Annotated in this window: 17 protein-coding genes; 5 read left to right on the top strand and 12 right to left on the bottom strand. The window is 69.1% G+C overall.

Features of this window, described 5'->3' with window-relative positions:
- Position 1: 1 nt before the first annotated feature.
- The 7 genes from AB0C30_RS16705 to AB0C30_RS16675 all read right to left on the bottom strand — a co-directional run bounded on the left by AB0C30_RS16705 (position 2) and on the right by AB0C30_RS16675 (position 11304).
- The gene (locus AB0C30_RS16705; RefSeq protein WP_357944124.1) at positions 2–2305 is read right to left on the bottom strand and encodes a type IV secretion system protein; all 2304 of its coding nucleotides are present in this window, start codon (positions 2303–2305) and stop codon (positions 2–4) included.
- Positions 2302–4782 carry an ATP-binding protein gene (locus tag AB0C30_RS16700; RefSeq protein WP_357944122.1) on the bottom strand — a complete coding sequence of 827 codons (2481 nt, stop codon included), beginning with the start codon at positions 4780–4782 and terminating at the stop codon, positions 2302–2304. The genes AB0C30_RS16705 and AB0C30_RS16700 overlap by 4 nt, the downstream gene beginning before the upstream one ends.
- A gap of 47 nt (positions 4783–4829) precedes the next feature.
- Positions 4830–7748 carry a TcpE family conjugal transfer membrane protein gene (locus AB0C30_RS16695; RefSeq protein WP_357944120.1) on the bottom strand — a complete coding sequence of 973 codons (2919 nt, stop codon included), beginning with the start codon at positions 7746–7748 and terminating at the stop codon, positions 4830–4832.
- A 56-nt stretch (positions 7749–7804) separates the two neighbouring features.
- Entirely contained in the window at positions 7805–8050 is a 246-nt protein-coding gene (locus AB0C30_RS16690; RefSeq protein WP_357652102.1) for a hypothetical protein, read from the bottom strand.
- A gap of 81 nt (positions 8051–8131) precedes the next feature.
- A complete protein-coding gene (locus AB0C30_RS16685) occupies positions 8132–8884 on the bottom strand; it encodes a conjugal transfer protein (RefSeq protein WP_357944118.1) in 753 nt (250 codons plus the stop codon).
- 629 nt (positions 8885–9513) lie between these two features.
- Entirely contained in the window at positions 9514–9813 is a 300-nt protein-coding gene (locus AB0C30_RS16680; RefSeq protein WP_357944116.1) for a hypothetical protein, read from the bottom strand.
- A 168-nt stretch (positions 9814–9981) separates the two neighbouring features.
- A complete protein-coding gene (locus tag AB0C30_RS16675; protein WP_357944114.1) occupies positions 9982–11304 on the bottom strand; it encodes a helix-turn-helix transcriptional regulator in 1323 nt (440 codons plus the stop codon).
- Between the two features lie 171 nt (positions 11305–11475).
- Between AB0C30_RS16675 and AB0C30_RS16670 the strand changes: the two genes are divergently transcribed.
- Together AB0C30_RS16670 and AB0C30_RS16665 are read left to right on the top strand one after the other, a co-directional pair.
- Positions 11476–11691 carry a hypothetical protein gene (locus tag AB0C30_RS16670; RefSeq protein WP_357944112.1) on the top strand — a complete coding sequence of 72 codons (216 nt, stop codon included), beginning with the start codon at positions 11476–11478 and terminating at the stop codon, positions 11689–11691.
- Positions 11688–12038, top strand: a complete 351-nt coding sequence (locus AB0C30_RS16665) for a hypothetical protein (RefSeq protein ID WP_357944110.1) — start codon at positions 11688–11690, stop codon at positions 12036–12038. Before AB0C30_RS16670 ends, AB0C30_RS16665 begins: the two co-directional genes overlap by 4 nt.
- Positions 12039–12611: 573 nt before the next feature.
- Here the strand turns inward: AB0C30_RS16665 and AB0C30_RS16660 are convergent.
- Positions 12612–13031, bottom strand: coding sequence for a type II toxin-antitoxin system VapC family toxin (locus AB0C30_RS16660; RefSeq protein ID WP_357944108.1), 420 nt, complete (start codon positions 13029–13031; stop codon positions 12612–12614).
- Positions 13028–13261: a toxin-antitoxin system gene (locus AB0C30_RS16655; protein WP_357944107.1), complete on the bottom strand. Its 234-nt coding sequence runs from the start codon at positions 13259–13261 to the stop codon at positions 13028–13030. Before AB0C30_RS16655 ends, AB0C30_RS16660 begins: the two co-directional genes overlap by 4 nt.
- 195 nt (positions 13262–13456) lie before the next feature.
- Between AB0C30_RS16655 and AB0C30_RS16650 the strand changes: the two genes are divergently transcribed.
- Complete coding sequence (locus AB0C30_RS16650; RefSeq protein ID WP_357944105.1) at positions 13457–13732, top strand: IS66 family transposase zinc-finger binding domain-containing protein; 276 nt, start codon at positions 13457–13459, stop codon at positions 13730–13732.
- A 109-nt stretch (positions 13733–13841) separates the two neighbouring features.
- Here the strand turns inward: AB0C30_RS16650 and ychF are convergent, their stop codons facing one another.
- Together ychF and AB0C30_RS16640 are read right to left on the bottom strand one after the other, a co-directional pair.
- Positions 13842–14918: a redox-regulated ATPase YchF gene (gene ychF, locus AB0C30_RS16645; RefSeq protein ID WP_357944103.1), complete on the bottom strand. Its 1077-nt coding sequence runs from the start codon at positions 14916–14918 to the stop codon at positions 13842–13844.
- 11 nt (positions 14919–14929) lie between these two features.
- Positions 14930–15703: a hypothetical protein gene (locus tag AB0C30_RS16640; protein WP_357944101.1), complete on the bottom strand. Its 774-nt coding sequence runs from the start codon at positions 15701–15703 to the stop codon at positions 14930–14932.
- Between the two features lie 164 nt (positions 15704–15867).
- On the opposite strand from AB0C30_RS16640, the gene AB0C30_RS16635 reads away from it, so the two are divergent.
- Both AB0C30_RS16635 and AB0C30_RS16630 read left to right on the top strand, forming a co-directional pair.
- Positions 15868–17070: a DNA recombination protein RmuC gene (locus AB0C30_RS16635; protein ID WP_357944612.1), complete on the top strand. Its 1203-nt coding sequence runs from the start codon at positions 15868–15870 to the stop codon at positions 17068–17070.
- A gap of 14 nt (positions 17071–17084) precedes the next feature.
- Positions 17085–17594 (top strand): DUF6542 domain-containing protein, encoded by a 510-nt coding sequence (locus AB0C30_RS16630; protein ID WP_357944099.1) that lies wholly within the window; start codon positions 17085–17087, stop codon positions 17592–17594.
- A 52-nt stretch (positions 17595–17646) separates the two neighbouring features.
- On the opposite strand, the gene AB0C30_RS16625 is transcribed toward AB0C30_RS16630, so the two are convergent.
- Complete coding sequence (locus AB0C30_RS16625; RefSeq protein ID WP_357944097.1) at positions 17647–18612, bottom strand: 4-hydroxy-3-methylbut-2-enyl diphosphate reductase; 966 nt, start codon at positions 18610–18612, stop codon at positions 17647–17649.
- Positions 18613–18666 lie beyond the last annotated feature (54 nt).

Below are 18666 nucleotides of genomic sequence, written 5' to 3'. Positions count from 1 at the left end.
ATCAGTCCCTGTCCGGATTGCTGGGCTTGAGCCAGAACGGCACGGACGGCTCGCCCTCACCGGAGCCGCTGCCACGGCGGCTGCTCGGCAGCCAGAGCGGCGGCGCCTCCGAGGAGCGGCCCTTCGGCTCGTCGGCCGGGCGCCGACCGCCCGAACCGCCACCACCGAACATCCCGCCGCCCGACGACCCACGACTCGCCGACCGGGACCCGCCAGAACCACCGGAACCCCCCGAACCGCCCGAGCCACCCGAACGACCGGAGCCACTCAGCCAGGATCCACCCGACCCTGACCCGCCCGACCTGGAGCCGCCAGAACCGCCAGAACCGCCGAACCGCGTGCCACCCGACCTGGAGCCACTGGAGCCGCCCGCGCCACGACGTGACGCCCAGCCACCCCCGGAACCTCCACCGAACCAGCCACCTCCACCGGCCCCGCCACTCCCCGCACCGGCGCTCCCGGCACCGGCACCGGCACTCCCAGGACCGGCGGCGGACCCGCCTGACGGCCGCGCTCCACCAGGCGATGGAGTACCACGGGTGCGGGTCGGCGTGCCACTCAGGTTGAGCGGCGGCGCGGCCCCGGCCCGCGGCGCGGGAACCTGCCGGCCTGCGGCCTTCCCGTCCTGCTTGTCGGTGTTCAGCGGCGCCGCCGTGGCGGGGACCCGGGTGCCGGAGGCGGCCACGCCCTCCGCGGCCTCCTGCCCACGGGCCCGCCCCTGGGCGACCGTGGACGCCGCCGCCGCGGTGCCCGCCGACGCGCCCATCGCGGCCGCCTGGATGAGCGGCTCGGCCTTACGCGCACCCCAGCGGCCGATCCTGGCCGCCGCCACCGGCGGCAGCGCCGAGGACGACCGCTCGAGTACGGAGGAGGACGCGGCGTCGCCGAGCATGCGCGTGGTCAGGGTGTGCCCGTTCATCGAGGCGAACAGGTGCTGGAACGGCCGCCGGTAGAAGAACACCGCGATCGTCAGCAACGCCATGAACAGGATCTGCAGCCCCCACGGCATGGCGGTCGAGATGATCAGCGCATAGCCGTAGACCAGCACGCCGAGCACGAGCGCGAGCACGGCCTGCCGGAGCAGCGTGCCGATCAGCATCTCCACCCAGCGCATGGCGATGATCCGCCCGCTGCCCGGATGCACGCCGATCAGCAGGAACACCGGCCCGAGTATGAGCAGCAGCAGGAAGCCGACCTTCAGCACCAGCAGCGACACCGCGACCAGGAAGATGAGCACCCCGGCGACCAGGGCGGCGATCAGCGCGCCGATGGCCACGCCGAGCCTGCTGGTCCAGTCACGGCCGGAGAAGATCATGTAGCGGGAGTCGTTCTTGAGCTTCTCGGCGATCTCGGCGTACTTGGCCTGATGCGCGCCGACGTCCGGCGCCGGTTGGTTGGCCGTCGCGGCGGGGATCGACTGGGTTTCCAGCATCGTACGGCCGAAGTCTCGCACGATCGGCTGGTTGGGGTCGGCGGTGCCGAACAGGCCCATCAGCCACGGCTTGCAGACCAGCGTGGACCACAGCGCCTCGGCGTTCTGGTCGACCCCGGGCGTGCCGGTCTGGCCGTAGCCGCCCGCCTTGACCTGCGGGTTCGTCTGGCCGGGGCCGGGCAGGCAGGAGGCGCCGCCCGCGCCGGGCAGGCCGGAGAAGGCGGAGTTGACGACCTCGCCGGTCTTGTCCGTGACGATCGTGCCGAGGCCGGTGAAGTCGCCGGGCCGGCTGAAGAACCAGGTCGCGACCGTGACCGCGAGCACCATCCAGATCACGCCTTCGGCGGTGGTGGTGGCCCGCTTGCGGATCAGTCCGTACCAGGCCAGCCAGATCGCGCCGAGGATGACGAGCGGCCGGAGCAGCGGCCAGTACATGGCGTTGGACAGGTTCGTCACGATGTCATCGACCACGTCCTTGATGGACTGCAGCGGTCCTTCCGTGGCCGCCGCCTGGTAGGTGGTGATGGTCACCCGGTCGATCGCCTTGGCCCACAGGAAGATCGTGTTGGCCCAGGTGTTGCCGAGCACCGCGGCGAAGTCGGAGCAGCCCAGGTCGTAGGTGTGCCAGAACTGGCCGCTCATGCCGAACTGGGCGTAGTTGGTGGTCGGCGCCGCCGGCGCGCCGCCCTCGGGGACGGGCGGCTGCATCATGCCGTCGGAGCCGCTGCCGATCACCTCGGGAGCGAGCGCGCCGGACAGGTCGCAGGGAGCCGCCGCGGCGGGTGAGAGCGAGCCCACCACGATCGGCACCACGAGGATGCCCACGAGCAGGGCCAGAGCGAGCGCGAGCCGCCTGGGTAGCCGGATCTTCATGACCGCACCTCCTGCGCTCTGCCGCCCACTCCCCCTTGAAGATCATGATGCCCGTTGTCGCTGGGTTTGTCGTGTGTCGGATTGGTGTCGAGCCAGCGGAGCAGGTCTTCGGAGATCAGGTCTACTCCGATGCGGCCCGCCCTGCCATCCAGATCACGGAAAATGCATTCGCCGTTGCCGAGCGATCTCAGCACCGCCTTGTGCTCTTCCGATGCCTCCACGCCCAGCAGGGACATCACGTGATCGACCTCCACCCGCTCGGTGGACCTGAACGCGAAGACCGAGGACAGACAGTTGGTGACCTGCTCGTTCAGCAGGTCACCGGCATTCTGTGAGACGAGCACCAGCGCGGTGTTGCGAGAACGACCCATGCGGCTGACCTCCGGCACCAGCTTCGCACCCTCGGGCGTGGACGTGATCGCCCATGCCTCGTCCAAGAAGATCGCCTTGGGCGCGCGGCGGTCCAGGCTGTTCATCAGCCGCCGGGCGAACTGGGAGACCAGGTAGAGCAGCGCTACCGACAGCCGTTGCTCGTAGGAGTAGTCGTCGCGGCCCGTCGCCACGTCGGGCAGCGTCAGGCCGCCGAGCGTGAACACGGTCGTCCAGCCCTCGGTGTCGACCTGGTCGCCTCCTGAGGGGTCGAAGCAGAGTTTGGCCAGCCGCATCTCCGACATGGAGCGAAGCACGGCGCCGAGGTTCTTGGAGGCGGCGTCCGTGGACTGCTCCAGGAACTCCACCACCTTGCCGAGCGACGGGTCCACGCCGTTGGACACGGCCGCGACGGCCTGGATCATGGCCGACTCGCGTTCCTCCGACATTCGGGGCAGCAGCAGGCGCAGCGTCTCGGTGGCCATGGTCTTCTTGGCCGCGATGTCGTCGCCGAACGAGAACGGATCGAGCAGGCCGGGCGCGGCCGAGCCGAGCGGGATGACGCGGGCCTTGCGCTCGCGCTTCTGCAGCAGCTGCACCAGCGACTCGGCGTCGCCCTTGGGGTCGATCACGGCGACGGTGACGCCACGTAGCGCCATCTGGTAGATCATCAGCAGCGCGAGCGTGGTCTTGCCGCCACCGGGCTCGCCGGTGATCGCGATGGCCGTCGGCCGGTTGCGAGTGGCTGCGACCAGCGGGTCGAAGTGCACGATGCTGCGGGCCCTGCCGACGGTCTCCCCGATGTACGGCCCGAGCCAGCCCTCGCTGCCGTCGCCCAGCCGGTCGCCCAGGTCCACGGTCGCCGTGGCCATGCCGCCGGCGATCGTCCGCAGCGGCTGCCGCTGGGCATAGGCGTTGACCCTGACCTTCTCGCCGGGCAATGCCTCGCAGAACAGCGAGAACTGGTCGCCCGTCGAGTTGACCACGTCGATGCCCATGTCACGGTAGTGCTCGACGACCGCTTCGACCCGTTGTACGCACATGTCCTCGGTCGGGGCCGACACGATCAGCCGGTGCCAGCCGTACACGAAGGGCAGCCGCTCCTTCGTGATGCCGTGCTCCAGCATGCGGGCCGCGTCGATCTGCTCGGCGAGCGCGAGCGGCGCCTCCGCGCCGGCCTCGCGGATGTGGATGTCCATGTCGCGCGCGTGCGCGAGCTTACGCGCGACATCCTTCGACGCCTTGACCGGCGGGATCAGCCGCATCCTCGACGAGACCTCGACGGGGAAGGGCAACTGGTCGGCGAAGTGCAACCACGGCTCGCCGTCCGGGAACGGCATGATGTCCGGGAAACGGGCGAACGACAGGTGCGCGACATAGGAGTCACCCTGCGGCTGCACGATGCGCAGCAGTGACCTGCCGTTGTGGATCTCGCCTTCGACCAGCGACTCGATCTCGCCCTTGCCCCAGCGCCGCTTCGGGCTCGCAGACGGCGGCGGATCGCCGAGCGCGCCCGCGGCCGAGTGCTGGAACAACCACGCCACCTCCACGGAGGTGGCATGCCTGGCATAGAGGGCGCTGGAGGCGAGTGCCCGGCCCAGCCGTTCGGCCTGCTCGGTCCATCTGCCGATCTCGCCCTCCGGCACATGGTCGTCCTCGAGCCCGAGTGCCTTCTCCGTACGCTGGTAGAAGCCGAACAGCTGCCCCAGCACGCCCGCGCCCACCTGCTTGCCCCGGGGGCCGAGGCGGACACCGATGTAGACCTCCTTGGACCAGAAGTCCTTGGCCCAGACGTGCCGGTACATCTCCTCCAGATAGTCGCGCCAGCCCGACCCCTCGTCGGAGGTGGCGTTGAGCGCCATCGCCCATTCGGCCGCGGGATAGGTGCGGTGCGCGACCCTCAGGTGTACCTCGGCGTCGGGCATCCGGATCGTGGCCAGCGCGATCGTGATGTTGGTGGCCAGCGCCTCACGCTCTTCGGGCGTGACGAACTCATAGCTGATCGTCGGAAGTCGGAAATACGCCCATGCGCAGGTGTTGGTGAGCAGGATGCGGTCGTCGAAATAACGGACCGCCAGGCGCTGATGCGCTCGGGACCCCCTGCTCATGCCGCCCCCTCGGCGCATGAACAAGTCAGACCTGCTCGCATGTTCACTTATCGCTCACCGATTCTCGTGCCCGGGGGGTCACTCGCCAACTCCTCTTCGCTCGGACGGACCGTCTGTGCCGCAAAGCCCGCGACCACGACCCCGGCGAGGGCGAGGTACGCCCGCCGCCCAGCCGGGCGCAACTGCCCAGGATCGACCACCCCGTCGCCGCCCGGCGCCAGGTCGTCCTCCCAGGGGACCCTGACGATGGCCCGGCACCTGCCGCTGGCCACCGACTCCGCCTGCTCGACATCGGCCATCGAACGCCTGCTCACGCCGTTGACCACCATGACCGCCCGCCTGCGCAGGTCCGCGCAGCCGTGCCCGTCGAGCCACTCGTACGTCATCGCCACCGCCTCGGGCGCCTCCTCACTCGCGGGCACCACCAGGACCAGCTGGTCGGCGTACGGGAGCACGCGAGCCGCGAGCGCGGCGGCCGGGTCCATGACGGCCAGCTTGTAGTGCCGGTCGAGCAGGTGCATGGCCTGGCCCAGCCGGTGGTCGGAGAACAGCGTCCGGTCGGACAGCCGCTGCTCGGCGTCCGCGTCGGTGTCGGCGCCGATCACCTCGAGCCCCGACCCGGTGCGGGTGGTGTAGCCCCGCATGGTCAGATAACCGCTGACCCGCTCCAGCCCCGCCAGCAGCGAGGCCAGCGTCTCGGGGGTCTCCGGGTCGATCCTGCTGGTCAGGGTGTTGCCACCGATGTTGGCGTCGATGGCCACGACCCGGTCGTCGCGATATTGGGCGAAGGTGTGCCCCAGCATCAGCGCGGTCGTGCTCTGCCCGGCGCCACCGGTGCAGCCGAGCACCACGACCCGGCGACTGCCACTGAACACCGCCCTCGTCCGGGCCTCGTCGATCTCCGATCCGTCGGTCCGCACGCTGCCGCCGCCGACGACCACCTGCGCGATCCGCCGCCAGCCACCGGAGTCGCGGCCGACCACGGACTCGACCCGCCGCACCCGCTCGCCCGGCGTGGGCCCCTGGGTGATCTGCCTGGCCGCGGGCGGCCGCACGGCCTGCTCGCTCTGCCCGCCCTGCCCGCTCTGCTCGCTTTCGAACCGCCCGATGCCCACCGCCTCGTCCGCGTACGCCCTGCTGACCGCCGCCTCGTCCGCATACGTCCCGCTGTCGCGGTCGCTTGCCGACGCGGCTCGCTCGCCCTTCGCGGGGCCGGTCCCTTGACGGCCTCGCTCGCCCTTCGCCGGGCCGTGCTCCTGACGGGCCCGCTCACTCTTGGCGGGGCCGATCTCGTGAACCGACGCGGTGGTCTCGGGCCCTTGGAGGGACGCGGTGGTCGCGGGCTCGTCGCGTCCCACGGGAGCCGTCCCGGCCCTCGGGGCCTCGTCGTCGCGCGTCACCGGCCGGATGAACCGCACCGGCTTGCTGTCGGGGCTGAGCGGCGGCCAGAGCCGTTGCACATCCGGGAACACGAGCGGCGGGCTCTGCCTGGGCGGCTTCCCCTTCCTGTGCTGGTCACGTGCCACCTCGTCCACCCCGGCCGCACGCACCTCCTCGGGACCAGGCGCACGCACCTCCTCGGGACCGGCAGCGCGCACCTCCTCGGGCCCGGTCGCGCGCTCGTCCTCGCGACCGGCGCCGTCGGCCGATCGCGATACCTCACTCCGGCCCATCCCCGAGGACCCGCCCGCCTCCGCCGCTCCACCGGCCATCGCCTCACGAGAGGCGGTTTCGCTGTGCGGCGCCTCAGCGCGGGTCACGTCTTCGGAGTGGATCACGTCAGAGGGGGTCGCGTCAGAGGGGGCCGCCCCAACGCGGGTCACGTCGGAGGGAGCCGCCTCGGTGCGGGCCGCCTCGGTGGACGCCGTCGTGTCGGCGCTCACCGCCTCAGACGGGACCGCCCTGGCGCGGGTCGTCTCAGCCCGACTCGTCTCAGCGCGAGTCGTCTCAGCGCGGGTCGACTCGCTGGACACCGTCGTGTCGGCGCTCGCCGCCAACCTGCGCAGTCGCCGCAGCGCCTCCGTGTCGATCGGCTTTCCGGCCGCACGGGCGATGTCTTCCCCACTCCTGTCGACCGGCTTTCCGGCCACCCGGGCGACCTCTTCCCCACTCCTGTCGACCGGTTTCCCGGCCGCCAGGACGACGTCTTCGCCGCCCTCGTCCCCCTGTACGGCGATCAGCGGCCGCTCCGTAGGCCGTGAGCCGCTCTCAGCGGCCCTGCCCGCTCTTGGCCCCACACCCGATGTCTTGTCCGCCGACGACCCCGCCTGGGCCGGCCGTGAGCCCATCGCGAGTGTCTTGTCGGGGCGTACGGAGGGCTCAGGCTGAAGTGCCGGCGGCTGGACCGCGAGCTCGGCGCCCAGGGCGGGCGCGGTGCCGCGGCGCGTGACCGAACCCCAGCCGGGACGGGCGGGCCTGGGCTCGGCGACCGGAGCCTGGGCGGCCGCCGCGGCGGCGGCCGCGACCGCGGGGCGGACCTGGCGCGGGCCGGTAACCGGCTCGGCGCCGACGGCCCGCCTGGTCTGGGTGGCGAGCTCCAGCTCGGCGCGGCGCTTGCGCTGGGGCTGGCGGGCCTTGCGCGGCGCCTTGACCCGCTTGGGCGTGACCCGCCAGACGCGTCCCGCGAAGGTGACCGTCTCGGGCTCGGAGGTCGGCGCCATCCGGCACCAGGCCCGCGGCTCGCCCACGTAGCGCAGCTGCGACTGCAGGAGCTCGGTCAAACGCTTACTCTCGATCACCGGGCGGGTGGACAGCCAGGTGACGACACCCGGTGGCACCAGGTAAAGCACGTGCCATGGTGCGGCGAAAGGGATGTGCAGGAGCATGAGGAGCAGGGACCATGGAGCCAGCACGCCGACGAACACGCCGATCCACACGATCGGGAGGGGCATCGGCAGCCGTAGGTCGTACAGCTTGTAGAGCCGCTTCTCAATTCGCCAAATATTGGTATACGTGGGCAGGTCCACGCGGTCCTCCTCTCCACCCGCTCGTACAATGACCGCCCTTGAGCGGTCTCAACCCTTTACTTGATGCCCAGTGCTCCCGCGATCGCCTTCGCCGTCACCTCAATGATGTTGGGCACGTAGAAGATCACGCCGATGGCGATGGCCAGGATGAGGAACTGCACGAACCTCGTGATCTCGCGCGTGAAGAGGAAGAAGAGCGCGACCACGGAGACGACGACAAGGAAGAGCGGGGCGAAGAAGGCCCGCAGGAAGTTGGCGAGCCCCTCGGAGTCGATGCCGGTGGGGGCGGGCGTTGGCGTCATTTCGATCAGGTTGAGCACTATCGTTTTCAAGATCACTTCTTTGTCCTCCCGGGGGTACCGATCAACAGGGCGTTCGTGCGTCTACCCAACGGCCCGACCGGCACCGCGGATGTCGTCGACGTACCATTTGTCGCCCTGCTTCTCGACGGTGAGGCGATATGCCTGCTCCAGGCGGGCGCCGACCGCGTTGGCGTCGGCGGCGTCCGGTTCGGCCGACGGCGTCGCGCCGCTCGGCACGCTCCACACCACGACCACCTGGATCTCTCGAGTGGCGCCCCCCACAGGCACCACGATGTCCTTGAGCTCGGCGAAGGTGAAGGCGCCGCCGAAACTCGTGATGCTCTTGCCCGGGGCGACATAGCGCTGCAATCCCGTCGTGTCGCCTGAGCCGTAGTTCTTGAAGAAGTCCTCCAGTTGCGGCTTGAGCTCGGCGGCGACGGCGTCGTCGTTCTCGGGCTTGGCGAGCTGGGGCAGATCCGCCCGGCCGGGCGCGGGCAGTATGGCGGGCCGGCCGGAGACGACGAAGCTGCCGCCGTCGTCGGCCGAGTAGTAGATCGGGACCGACAGCATCATCCGGCGGGAGCCCGACTGGAAGGCCACGGTGACGATCGCGTCGCTGGCGCTGGTGGCCTCGATGTCGTAGGGCTGGATCGCGACGGCGGCCAGCTTGCCATTGCCGTCCCAGCCCATCTGCTGATCCATGCCGTCCGCCAGGAACGCGGCCAGCTTGCCCGCCCTGCTCTGCGCGTCGGCGGGAGTGAAATTCAGATAGACGCCGGCGAACTGGGCCGCGAACGCCATGCCGCGGTCGGCCGGGAATCCGTGATTGGCCACGGGCGCCTCATTCGGAGCCGCCGCGCCACTCTGAGTAAACCTCTCAAATGGGGCACGGACCCCATTAACCACGATAACTATGATAAGCGCCCAAAGAACGATTCGGCCGGTCCACACCAGCCATCTCCCGCCGGCGCCAGACCAGCCGCCACGGCGCGGCCTGCGGGCAGGCGACACGTCGAAGTCGGCCATGTCATGGCGAGCCGAAAGCTCGGGGTCGCCAGGGATCCGAGGACCCTGCTGGACGGTTGACCTACGAGCCATCACGCCTCCGCTCGCGCCGATCCCCCGGGCTGGCGCGGTGTCGTCCGTTGCCGATCCCCATCATCCGCGGTGAAGCAGTCACCCTACCGGTCTCCGCCATTGTTCCAGGAAAGCCACGCCCATGCTGCAGGCATCGCCGTCCATGGGCAAACCAGGTTGTGTATGCCACGCTGGAGTGCCAACTCTTGTCACTTCCCCTGCCAAATGGGCATTTGACCAGGCCAGAGGCCGGTAATGGCATAGCCCTGCGGCCACGGATTCCTGTCCAAACCAGCCATGGACTCTCTTTGACCTGCGGAATTGGTATAACACGCGAACGGCCGCATGCCCGCCAAGGGGCCTGCGGCCTGGTGCGTGGCGCGCCCTCAGGCAGGCTCTGGGTCCTGTCCCAAGTCGCGCCGTCTCCTGCTACGTAGATCGACCACCGTGGGCGCCACCGACCGCTCCAGCGAACCACGCAGGCCTTCGAGCATGGCGGCGGCGTCCTGCCCGCGCACCCGCATGGCGAGCTCTTCGCGCTCGTCCACTTTCCTGCGCAAGTACGCCTCGCGATTGACGCGCAGACCGTACATGAGCTCGACCCGCAACAGTGCGAGCTCCTCTTCGAGGCTGATGCCCGCCAGTGAAGGTGCGGGACGTCGTTTCCGGATGATGCGACGGATCATGAGGGCCCTCCCGAGTCAGCGTAAACGCTGTGACGATTCGACGCGTAGGGGCCCAAAGTGGTTGACAACTCACTTATCCAAGAATCAGCCGTTGACGCAGAACTCCCGGCCGCGGTTCGTCCACCCCCGGCCGGCCATCGACCAGCGGGGCGTCGTCGTGTGTCCGGCTCAGGCCGACCGGCCACTCACCGCCAGGGCGCGCAGTTCCCGTGCCGAAGACAGAGCGCGGGCCTTCTCCGGCAAGGCGTCGATGATCAGATGGGCCGCTGAGATCACTCGGGTATCGCGTCGCTCAGGGGGTATTGCGTCGAGGAGTCGCAACCCCCGACGCGTGCCCTCGGCGGGATCGGTGCGGGCGTGGAGCGCGGCGCCATAGAGCGCGAGCAGGGTCGCTGTGCGATGCCCCGCCGGATAGAGGCTCTCGGCCGTATGGCGGGCATCCTCGGCGCGCTTGGCGTCCCCCGCGAGAGTGTAGATGAGCGTTCGGTCGTACCACAGCGTACGGCCTTGATCTGAGCCTCCCGAGGAAGGCAGCCGCTCGTATGTCTCCTCAGTGCGGCGTAGCGCGGTGATCGCCTCAGCGTGGCGCCCGACCATCGAAAGGATCATAGCCTCGGTTGCGAGAGCGGCCACGAGTGGCGCGCTTGGGGCATCTCCCGCGAGACGACGTGCTTCCCCCGCCACGAGAAGCACACTGTCGAGATCCTCACCCTGATCATATAGCCGGTAGCCCGCCTCCCAGCCTCTCAGCCACGACGCCAGGAGGTCATCACCGGACCGTTCGCTCAACTGCCGGGCTTGTGCCCACCAGCGCTGCGCCTCGCGGCGGTTACCCAGGTCGAACCACTTGCCACCGATCAGGGCCGCGTGACGCGCGGCGGCATGGGAGAGGTCACGTTGTACGGCATCGGGTTGAGCGCGGCCCAGATGAGGGGCCATGTCGGTGTAGTCGACCGCGAGCGCGGCGAGAACGACGGCGGGCGGATCGAAGCGCGCTCGCTGCTCGTGGACATCGGCGGCATCTTCCCAGTCGTCGATCATCCCGCGTGACACGCTCGCGCCCGGCAGCGGCCGTCGCGTGATGGCCAGCGCATCGGTCAGCGAGGTCAGCACGGGAGCCAGCGCACCTACAGCGGCGACGGCAGCCGCATTCCGCATCAGTCGTCTGCGCTCCACATCCTCACCCTCATCCCGCGTTGAGGCGTTTGCTTGGACGGTACCCCTTCGTAGCCGATCGGTCTCGGCCATGGCCGCACGAAGCGCCTGGGTCACCAGTTCGCCCCCGGCGCCGAGTTCGGCGTCAAGGGCCGTGATCGCCTCGGCGGGCGGGCGGTTCTTCCCCTGCTCCCACTTGGCGATCAATGAGTAGTCCCATCGAATCCGCCCGGCAAGGTCACGCAGGCTCAGTTCGTTCCGTTCGCGCCATGTCCGCAGAGCACGGCCGAACTCCTGCCAGGTCGTCGAAACGGTCGATGTCGATTGTCTGATCACGTCTGCCTCGCGATCCGTTGCACGCGTTGCACCGACCTCGGAGCAACGCTACGTGTCTTGTCCAACACGCTGAGTCGCTTCAACTATGGCACCAGTCAGCGCTACGTAAAGCGGAACCCCGCAGGCGGGCAGGCCATACGGGGTTCCTTGATCGCAAAGGAGTTGCGATCCATGGACGATGCTAAGACCGCTACGCCAGAACCGACGATTCCCGGTTGGCGGCTGATCCTCAGCGACAGGGGCCGCTTCTGGGCCGTCCGCCGCGAGGCGTTCCCTCCGGACGCGTTGCGCGCAGGGGCGGAACCCACTGTGGACGCCGACACCTTCGACGCGCTGAAGGTCGAGGTCGCCCGGCAGGAAGAGATCGCCGAGCGGGTGATCTCATGATCCGGCGACGCCCTGCCCGCGCCCCCGGCCGCCACCGTAAGGGCCAGGCTCACACGAAGGCGTACCGCCGCCTGTGGGATGGCCCGGCCCGCGCCGAGGCCGAACTACTCGATCAGGCATGGCCCGGCTGGAGCGTGCTCTACAGTCTCGGCAACCGCCGTTTCTACGCCATAGCGGCCTGGCCGGCACCGAGGCCGTTGATCGTCGAAGACGACACTCCAGAGGGCTTGGAGGAGCGGATGCGCGAGGCAGAGTCGGCCTTCACCTGGTACGCGCCCCCCATCCCTCCCCAGAGCAGGCACGTCCGAAGACCGGCCACTCTGGAGCTCAGCTGCCATAGAGGGTGAGCAGATCGACCAGGGGAAGGCCGTCACGGCGGTCGGCCAGGGTGGCGATCCGCCGCTCACAGCGGCCAAGCGGTCAGAATTCGCCAGGGCCGTAGGCGGCATCGAGCCCCGGACAGTCGACTCCGCTGCGCGAGACAGCCACGACTGGAACGGGTTCGTCAGTGAGCACGGCGCGGTGCCGGCGAAGAGCTGCCAGGCCGACCTCCACACAGGTTACTAACATCGATGTTAGTAGAGCAGCCCCGCCAGTTGTCGTTCAGGTCACGAGTCATAAAGGTCAGGCATCTCAGCACGGGAAGAAACCAGAGGCCCAACCCCGGAGAGTCGGACTCCTTCTGACCACCATATTTGCCGGATAAGCGACATGGTGGTGCGTCACCCGCTACACGTTGAAGCGGAACTCCACCACGTTCCGTGGGAGGACATGAAACGCTACAAAACACCCTCAAAAACCAGCGCAAATTAATGTTTCCGCATGTCAGGCGGCAAACCCATCAAAGGTTGAACCGGAACGCGACTCTGGAATTTTCAGCCAAGGAGCGTGCCAGCGTCGGGCGCAGCGAGGGAGCCAGCTCAGTCTGTCCATGGGTCGAGCAGTTCGATTCCCGTCTGCACGAAGTCCTTGATGTTGCGGGTCGCGCACGCGGCCTTGTGGGACCGGCAGATCGCAGCGATCTGGGCGTCTGCCGTGCTGATGGGCAGTCCGGCCTGTTCGCGCACAACGAGGACGTCGGCGTAGTGCGCTGCCGCCTCTTCGTCGAACGACAGCACTGCTCTGGTCTCCCGGTAGGGCTGCAGCGCGAATTCAATCGTCGCGCTTAGCGCCGACCTGCGCTTGCTGTCTGGGAGACGGCGCACGCCGGCCAGGAGCTCGGCGAGCGTGACGGAGGTGATGGCCACATCGCCGGCGAGAGACTCCAGCCATGCCACGACGCGGGCATCGGGCTTCGGTCGGAAGATCTCCGAGATGACGTTCGTGTCGAGGACGATCACTCGAAGTCCACCGCTCGCGCGACGTCGCTGCGCTCAGGGATAACGAGATCGTCGATCCCGCCAGCCTCCTGCGCGGCCCGCATGAGCGCCAGGCCGATGTGGGGCCGGCGCGCGGCCTTCGTTAGGATGTCGCGGACCTCGGCTTCCATGGAGCGGCCATGCTCCTTCGCCTGAACGGCGAGCTGCTTCTTTACGGACTCCTCGAGCCCGCGGACGACGATGGATGACATCAGAACCACCTCCTCAGCCGATATCAGCCATGATAGCACTCGGGTCGTATCAACCAACAGTGAATCGGCTGACCGCCGCGCGGGCCCCTCTCAGTGGCGAGCGACCGGACTCAGGAACCGACTCCGCGCGCGACCAGCCACTCCCGTGCGCTTCTGGCCGTGGAGCGGAGCTGCGGATGCTCCTGCACGAGTGAGGTGGAAGACCACATCCCGGCCGCGTGCAGCGGATGCGGGAAACCGCTGTCGGCCGAGGAGAGTGTCGGCTATTCGCGCCGTCAGGTGCGTGACATTCCCCTGGTCACCGTGACGGTGACCGAGCACCGGGCGCATCGCTGCCGATGTGGCGGGTGCGGCCACCTCACCGGCGCGGACCTGCCGCGGACGGTGGCGGGCGCGCCGTCGTCGTACGGGCCGAACCTGCGCGCGCTGGCTGCCTACCTGCTGGTGTTCCAGCTCACCGAAGCAGCATAACCCCTAAACCCGCGCGCTGACCGAAGTCAGCACGCTGCGGACCCTGCGCCGACCGCAAAGGCCGCCCAACCCACTCCGCCACAGGTCAGACGGACTTTCGCCACACGTATTAGACGTTGAAGCGGAACTCCACGACGTCTCCGTCACGCATGACGTAGTCCTTGCCCTCGATGCGGGCCTTGCCCACCGAGCGAGCGCTGGCGATGGAGCCCGCCTCGACCAGATCGTCGAACGAGACGACCTCGGCCTTGATGAAGCCGCGCTGGAAGTCGGTGTGGATCACGCCGGCGGCCTCGGGCGCGGTGGCGCCCTTACGGATCGTCCAGGCCCTGGTCTCCTTGGGCCCGGCCGTCAGGTAGGTCTGCAGGCCGAGCGTCTCGAAGCCCACTCTCGCCAGCTGCGACAGGCCGGACTCCTCCTGGCCCACCGACTGCAGCAGCTCCAGCGCCTCCTCGTCGTCGAGCTCGACCAGCTCCGACTCGATCTTGGCGTCGAGGAAGACCGCCTCGGCCGGGGCGACCAGGGTGGACAGCTGCTCCCTGAGCGCGGAGTCGATCAGCTCGTCGGCGTCGAGGTTGAACACGTAGAGGAACGGCTTGGCCGTCAGCAGGTGGAGCTCACGCAGCTCCTCACGGTCGAGGCCGCTCTCGAAGATGGTCTTGCCGGTCTCGAGCACGGCCAGAGCGGCCTCCGCGGCCTCCAGGGCGGCCTTCTTGTCCTTGTTGTGGCGCGCCTCCTTCTGCAGGCGCGGCACGGCCTTCTCGACGGTCTGCAGGTCGGCCATGATCAACTCGGTGTTGATGGTCTCGATGTCGCGCTTGGGAGAGATCTCGCCGTCGACGTGCGTGACGTCGGGGTCGGTGAAGACCCGGATCACCTGGCAGATCGCGTCGGTGTCACGGATGTTGGCGAGGAACTGGTTGCCCCGCCCCTGCCCCTCCGAGGCGCCCTTGACCAGGCCGGCGATGTCGACGAACTCCACCTTGGCGGGCAGCACCTTCGCCGAGGAGAAGATCTCGGCCAGCTTGGGCAGCCGGTCGTCGGGCACGCCCACGATGCCCACATTGGGCTCGATGGTGGCGAACGGGTAGTTCGCGGCTAGAGCGTTGCCGGTCTTGGTCAACGCGTTGAACAGCGTGGACTTGCCGACGTTGGGCAAACCGACAATGCCGATGGAGAGGCTCACGTTCGCCGAGTTTACTTGCTCACAAGACTCAGGCAGGTCACGGGCCGATAGGCGCCCCGAGCCTCCAGGTAGCGCTCGGAGCTGCCCGGGCAGCTCGCGGCGGACTCGGCGAAGGCGGTCACCCGGGCCCAGGCCCTCGGCGACGCGCAGGCGACCCGGTCGATCGCCGACCTGGTCACCGCGCCGGGGCCCGGCTCGGCCACGCACATCCCCCGGCCGAGCACCTTGCCGCCGCGGCCCAGGCAGATCACGGCGTCGCCGAATGGCGTGCCGGGTGCCGGACCGTCCAAAGTCAGCGTGTCGAGCGTGGTCGCGGGGCAGCTCGACGGTGAACGGACGAGGGCGACGGCTCTGCCGTACCAGCCTGATCCCGAACACGGCCGCTCGCGGCCGTCGAGCGCGACGCAGTCGCCCGGTCTGAGCACTCCCCCGCCACCGCCCGGCGCGCCGGGGTGCGGTTCGAGGAAGTTGCGTACGCAGGCGGCGCGCCCTCCGTCGATGCGCAGGACGTCGTCGACGTCGTCGGGACAGGCGCCCGGCCCCGGTGGGTCGGCGGACAAGGCGACCACCTCCGCGTCGCCGCCGTTGCAGGGCGTCAGGTCGTAGCGTTCGGCGGATCGGCGTACGCACGCGCCGGCCTCCCACCGCAGCGCCGGCCGAGGGTTCAGGGCGGCGACGGGGCGCGGGGAGCCGGCGCGGACGACCACCACCGCCAGCGCGACCACGCCGGCCGCCACGGCGAGCGCCGCCACGAGCGACAGCGTCGGCCGCCATCGGGTAATCATACAAGTACTGTGGGTGACTGATGATGAGGCGCACAAGCGGAATGCCCAAGCGTGTCGGAGAGATCCGCGATCGATGACCTGCAATCATCGTTGGAGTGGACAGCGAAGGAGTGGATGTCGTCTCGCTTCTCATCGGCCTCGCCGTTGGGTTGGCCATCGGGTTCATGATCGCCCGCACCCGGGCGGCGGTGCGGCTGGCCGAGTCCGACGCCAAGGCCAGATCGGCCGCCGACAAGCTCGTCTACGTCGAGGAGCAGCTCGCCGAGCGCTTCCAGGCGCTGTCCACCCGGGCGCTAGACGTCAACAACCTCCGCTTCCTGGAGCTGGCCGAGACGCGGCTGGCCGCCAGCCGCGCCGAGGCCAGCGGCGACCTCGACCAGCGCAGGCAGGCGGTCGAGCACCTGGTCGAACCACTGAAGGACGCGCTCACGCGGGTGGAGGCCCAGCTGCGCGACACCGAGTCGGCCCAGCGCGCCGGCCGGGCGGAGCTGGCCAAGCAGATGGAGTTCGTCCGGCAGAGCAGCGCGGAGCTGCGTTCGCAGACCACGGCACTGGTCCGCGCGCTGCAACGGCCCGAGGCCCGTGGCCGGTGGGGCGAACTGCAGCTGCGCAGGGTCGCCGAGATCGCCGGGATGCAGCGCTACTGCGACTTCGACGAGCAGGTCACCGAGGGCGCCATGCGGCCCGACATGATCGTGCGGCTGGCCGGCGGCAAGAACATCGTGATCGACTCCAAGGTGTCGCTGGCCGCCTATCTGGAGGCCGCGGAGGCGTCCGACGACTCGCTGGCCACCGTGCGGCTCGACGCGCACGCCAGGCACGTACGCGAGCACGTCGACCGGCTGGCCGCCAAGGCGTACTGGCAGGGGTTCAACCCGTCGCCGGAGTTCGTGGTGCTGTTCATCCCCGGTGAGGCGTTCCTGGCGCCCGCGCTGGAGCGGGATCCGGCGCTGCTGGAGTACGCGATGACGCGCCGCGTGCACATCGCCACCCCGACCACGCTGATCACGATGCTGCGCACCGCCCAGTACGCCTGGCAGCAGGCCGCGCTGAGCGAGAACGCGCGTGCGGTGTTCGAGCTGGGCAAGGAGTTGTACGAGCGGCTCTCGTCGCTGGGCAGGAATGTCGAGTCCCTGGGCAAGTCCCTGACCCGGGCCGTCGAGGCGTACAACAAGACTGTGGGATCGCTCGAAAGCCGCGTACTGGTCAGCGCGCGCAAGCTGCACGATCTGGGCGTCGTCGACGGCGAACTCGACGCTCCGGAGATGCTGGAGGGCCTGCCCAGGCCGCTGGCCTCGCCCGAACTGCTGGAAACCTCGTCTCTGATCTCGCACGCGAACGGTAAGTTGGCCAACGGGTCGCAGTAAGGGGGCGGGGGCCAATGAGTGAGAGAGGCAAGCGATCAGCCGTCAGGCTGACCGCTCGCGGTGCCATCGCGCTCGCCCTGATCGCCACACTGGCGGCCTATGTCGTGGCCGCCGTGATCAACCTGCCGATCGTGGTCGGGCCGGTGTTCGTGGTGGCGAGCCTGCTCGGCGTGCTCCTGGTCAACCCGCGCGAGCTGTTGTCGCTGGTGGTGACGCCGCCGCTGGTGTTCTTCGTCGCGACGTTCTTCGTCGAGCTGGGCCGGGCGTTCGGCGCGCTGTCGATCATGCAGTCGCTCTTGGTCGGCCTGTTCAGCTCGTTGTCGCGCGGGGCGCCCTGGCTGTTCGCGGGCTCGGCGATCGTGCTGGTCGTCGCCTGGCGTCGCGGGCTGCGCGACAACGTACGGGATCTGCGCGAGGAGCTGCGGGCGGGCGCCGAAGCGCCACGCCCGCGCCAGTCGTTCGTACCGGAGCCTGAGGGCTACTTCGAGCCCAAGGTGTACGGCACGGCGCGCACCGAGGAGTGACCAGGCCCCCGGGCACGCCCGGGGACGCTGACGAGGCTACGCGCGCCCGAGGTCAGGAAGCCCGGAGGTCCTTGCGGAGCTCGTGCGGCAGTGCGAAGCGCACGCTCTCGTGGACCGGCTCGACCTCCGCGACGTCGTCGAACCCGTGCTCGGCCAGCCGGGCCAGCACCTCGGCGACCAGCTCCTCCGGCACCGAGGCGCCACTGGTCACGCCGACCGTGGTCACGCCCTCGAGCCACTCGTCCCGGATGAAGGTGGCGTTGTCGACCAGGTAGGAGGCGTCGGCGCCGTAGTCCTTGGCCACCTCGACCAGGCGCTTGGAGTTGGAGGAGTTTTCCGACCCGACCACGATGACCAGCTGCGACTCGGCGGCGATCTCCTTGACCGCGACCTGGCGGTTCTGCGTCGCGTAGCAGATGTCGTCGCTGGGCGGGTCGATCAGCGTGGGGAAGCGTTCCTTGAGTTTGGCCACCGTCTCGTTGGTCTCGTCGACCGAGAGCGTGGTCTGCGACAGCCAGACCAGCTTGGACGGGTCCTTGACCTGGATCCGGTCGACGGAGTCGAGGCCGTCGACGAGCTGGATGTGGTCGGGCGCCTCACCGGCGGTGCCCTCGACCTCTTCGTGCCCCTCGTGTCCGATCAGCAGGATGTCGTATTCCTGACCCGCGAACCTCTTTGCCTCGTTATGCACCTTGGTGACCAGCGGGCAGGTAGCGTCGATCGTGCGCAATCCGCGTTGCCTGGCCTCGTCGTGCACCGCGGGCGAGACACCGTGGGCCGAGAACACCACGATCTCACCCTCGGGCACTTCATCGGTCTCCTCGACGAAGATCGCGCCTCTGGCCTCCAGCGTCTTGACCACGTGCGTGTTGTGGACGATCTGCTTACGCACGTAGACGGGCGCACCGTACTGCTCCAGGGCTTTCTCGACCGCCACCACGGCTCGATCGACTCCGGCGCAGTAGCCGCGTGGCCGGGCAACGAGCACTCGGCGGGAAGTGGGGGTCTGGGGCTCCATACTTCTTATGCTACGTGGAGCGGCCAACAGGCCCGCGCGTGCGTGGTTGCCCGC

It is taken from the genome of Nonomuraea sp. NPDC048901, assembly GCF_040649695.1.
Taxonomy (GTDB): Bacteria; Actinomycetota; Actinomycetes; order Streptosporangiales; family Streptosporangiaceae; genus Nonomuraea.
Note: the sequence above shows the minus strand (reverse complement) of the source record. Positions and strands in the feature narration are given on the sequence as shown.

Coding starts and splice junctions, on each gene's coding strand:
- AB0C30_RS16705 (WP_357944124.1), bottom strand. CDS start 2,305: ATGAAGATCCGGCTACCCAGGCGGCTCGCGCTCGCTCTGGCCCTGCTC.
- AB0C30_RS16670 (WP_357944112.1), top strand. CDS start 11,476: ATGGACGATGCTAAGACCGCTACGCCAGAACCGACGATTCCCGGTTGG.
- AB0C30_RS16630 (WP_357944099.1), top strand. CDS start 17,085: ATGAGTGAGAGAGGCAAGCGATCAGCCGTCAGGCTGACCGCTCGCGGT.
- AB0C30_RS16655 (WP_357944107.1), bottom strand. CDS start 13,261: ATGTCATCCATCGTCGTCCGCGGGCTCGAGGAGTCCGTAAAGAAGCAG.
- AB0C30_RS16635 (WP_357944612.1), top strand. CDS start 15,868: ATGATCGCCCGCACCCGGGCGGCGGTGCGGCTGGCCGAGTCCGACGCC.
- AB0C30_RS16700 (WP_357944122.1), bottom strand. CDS start 4,782: ATGAGCAGGGGGTCCCGAGCGCATCAGCGCCTGGCGGTCCGTTATTTC.
- AB0C30_RS16640 (WP_357944101.1), bottom strand. CDS start 15,703: ATGATTACCCGATGGCGGCCGACGCTGTCGCTCGTGGCGGCGCTCGCC.
- AB0C30_RS16625 (WP_357944097.1), bottom strand. CDS start 18,612: ATGGAGCCCCAGACCCCCACTTCCCGCCGAGTGCTCGTTGCCCGGCCA.
- AB0C30_RS16680 (WP_357944116.1), bottom strand. CDS start 9,813: ATGATCCGTCGCATCATCCGGAAACGACGTCCCGCACCTTCACTGGCG.
- AB0C30_RS16665 (WP_357944110.1), top strand. CDS start 11,688: ATGATCCGGCGACGCCCTGCCCGCGCCCCCGGCCGCCACCGTAAGGGC.
- AB0C30_RS16690 (WP_357652102.1), bottom strand. CDS start 8,050: ATGACGCCAACGCCCGCCCCCACCGGCATCGACTCCGAGGGGCTCGCC.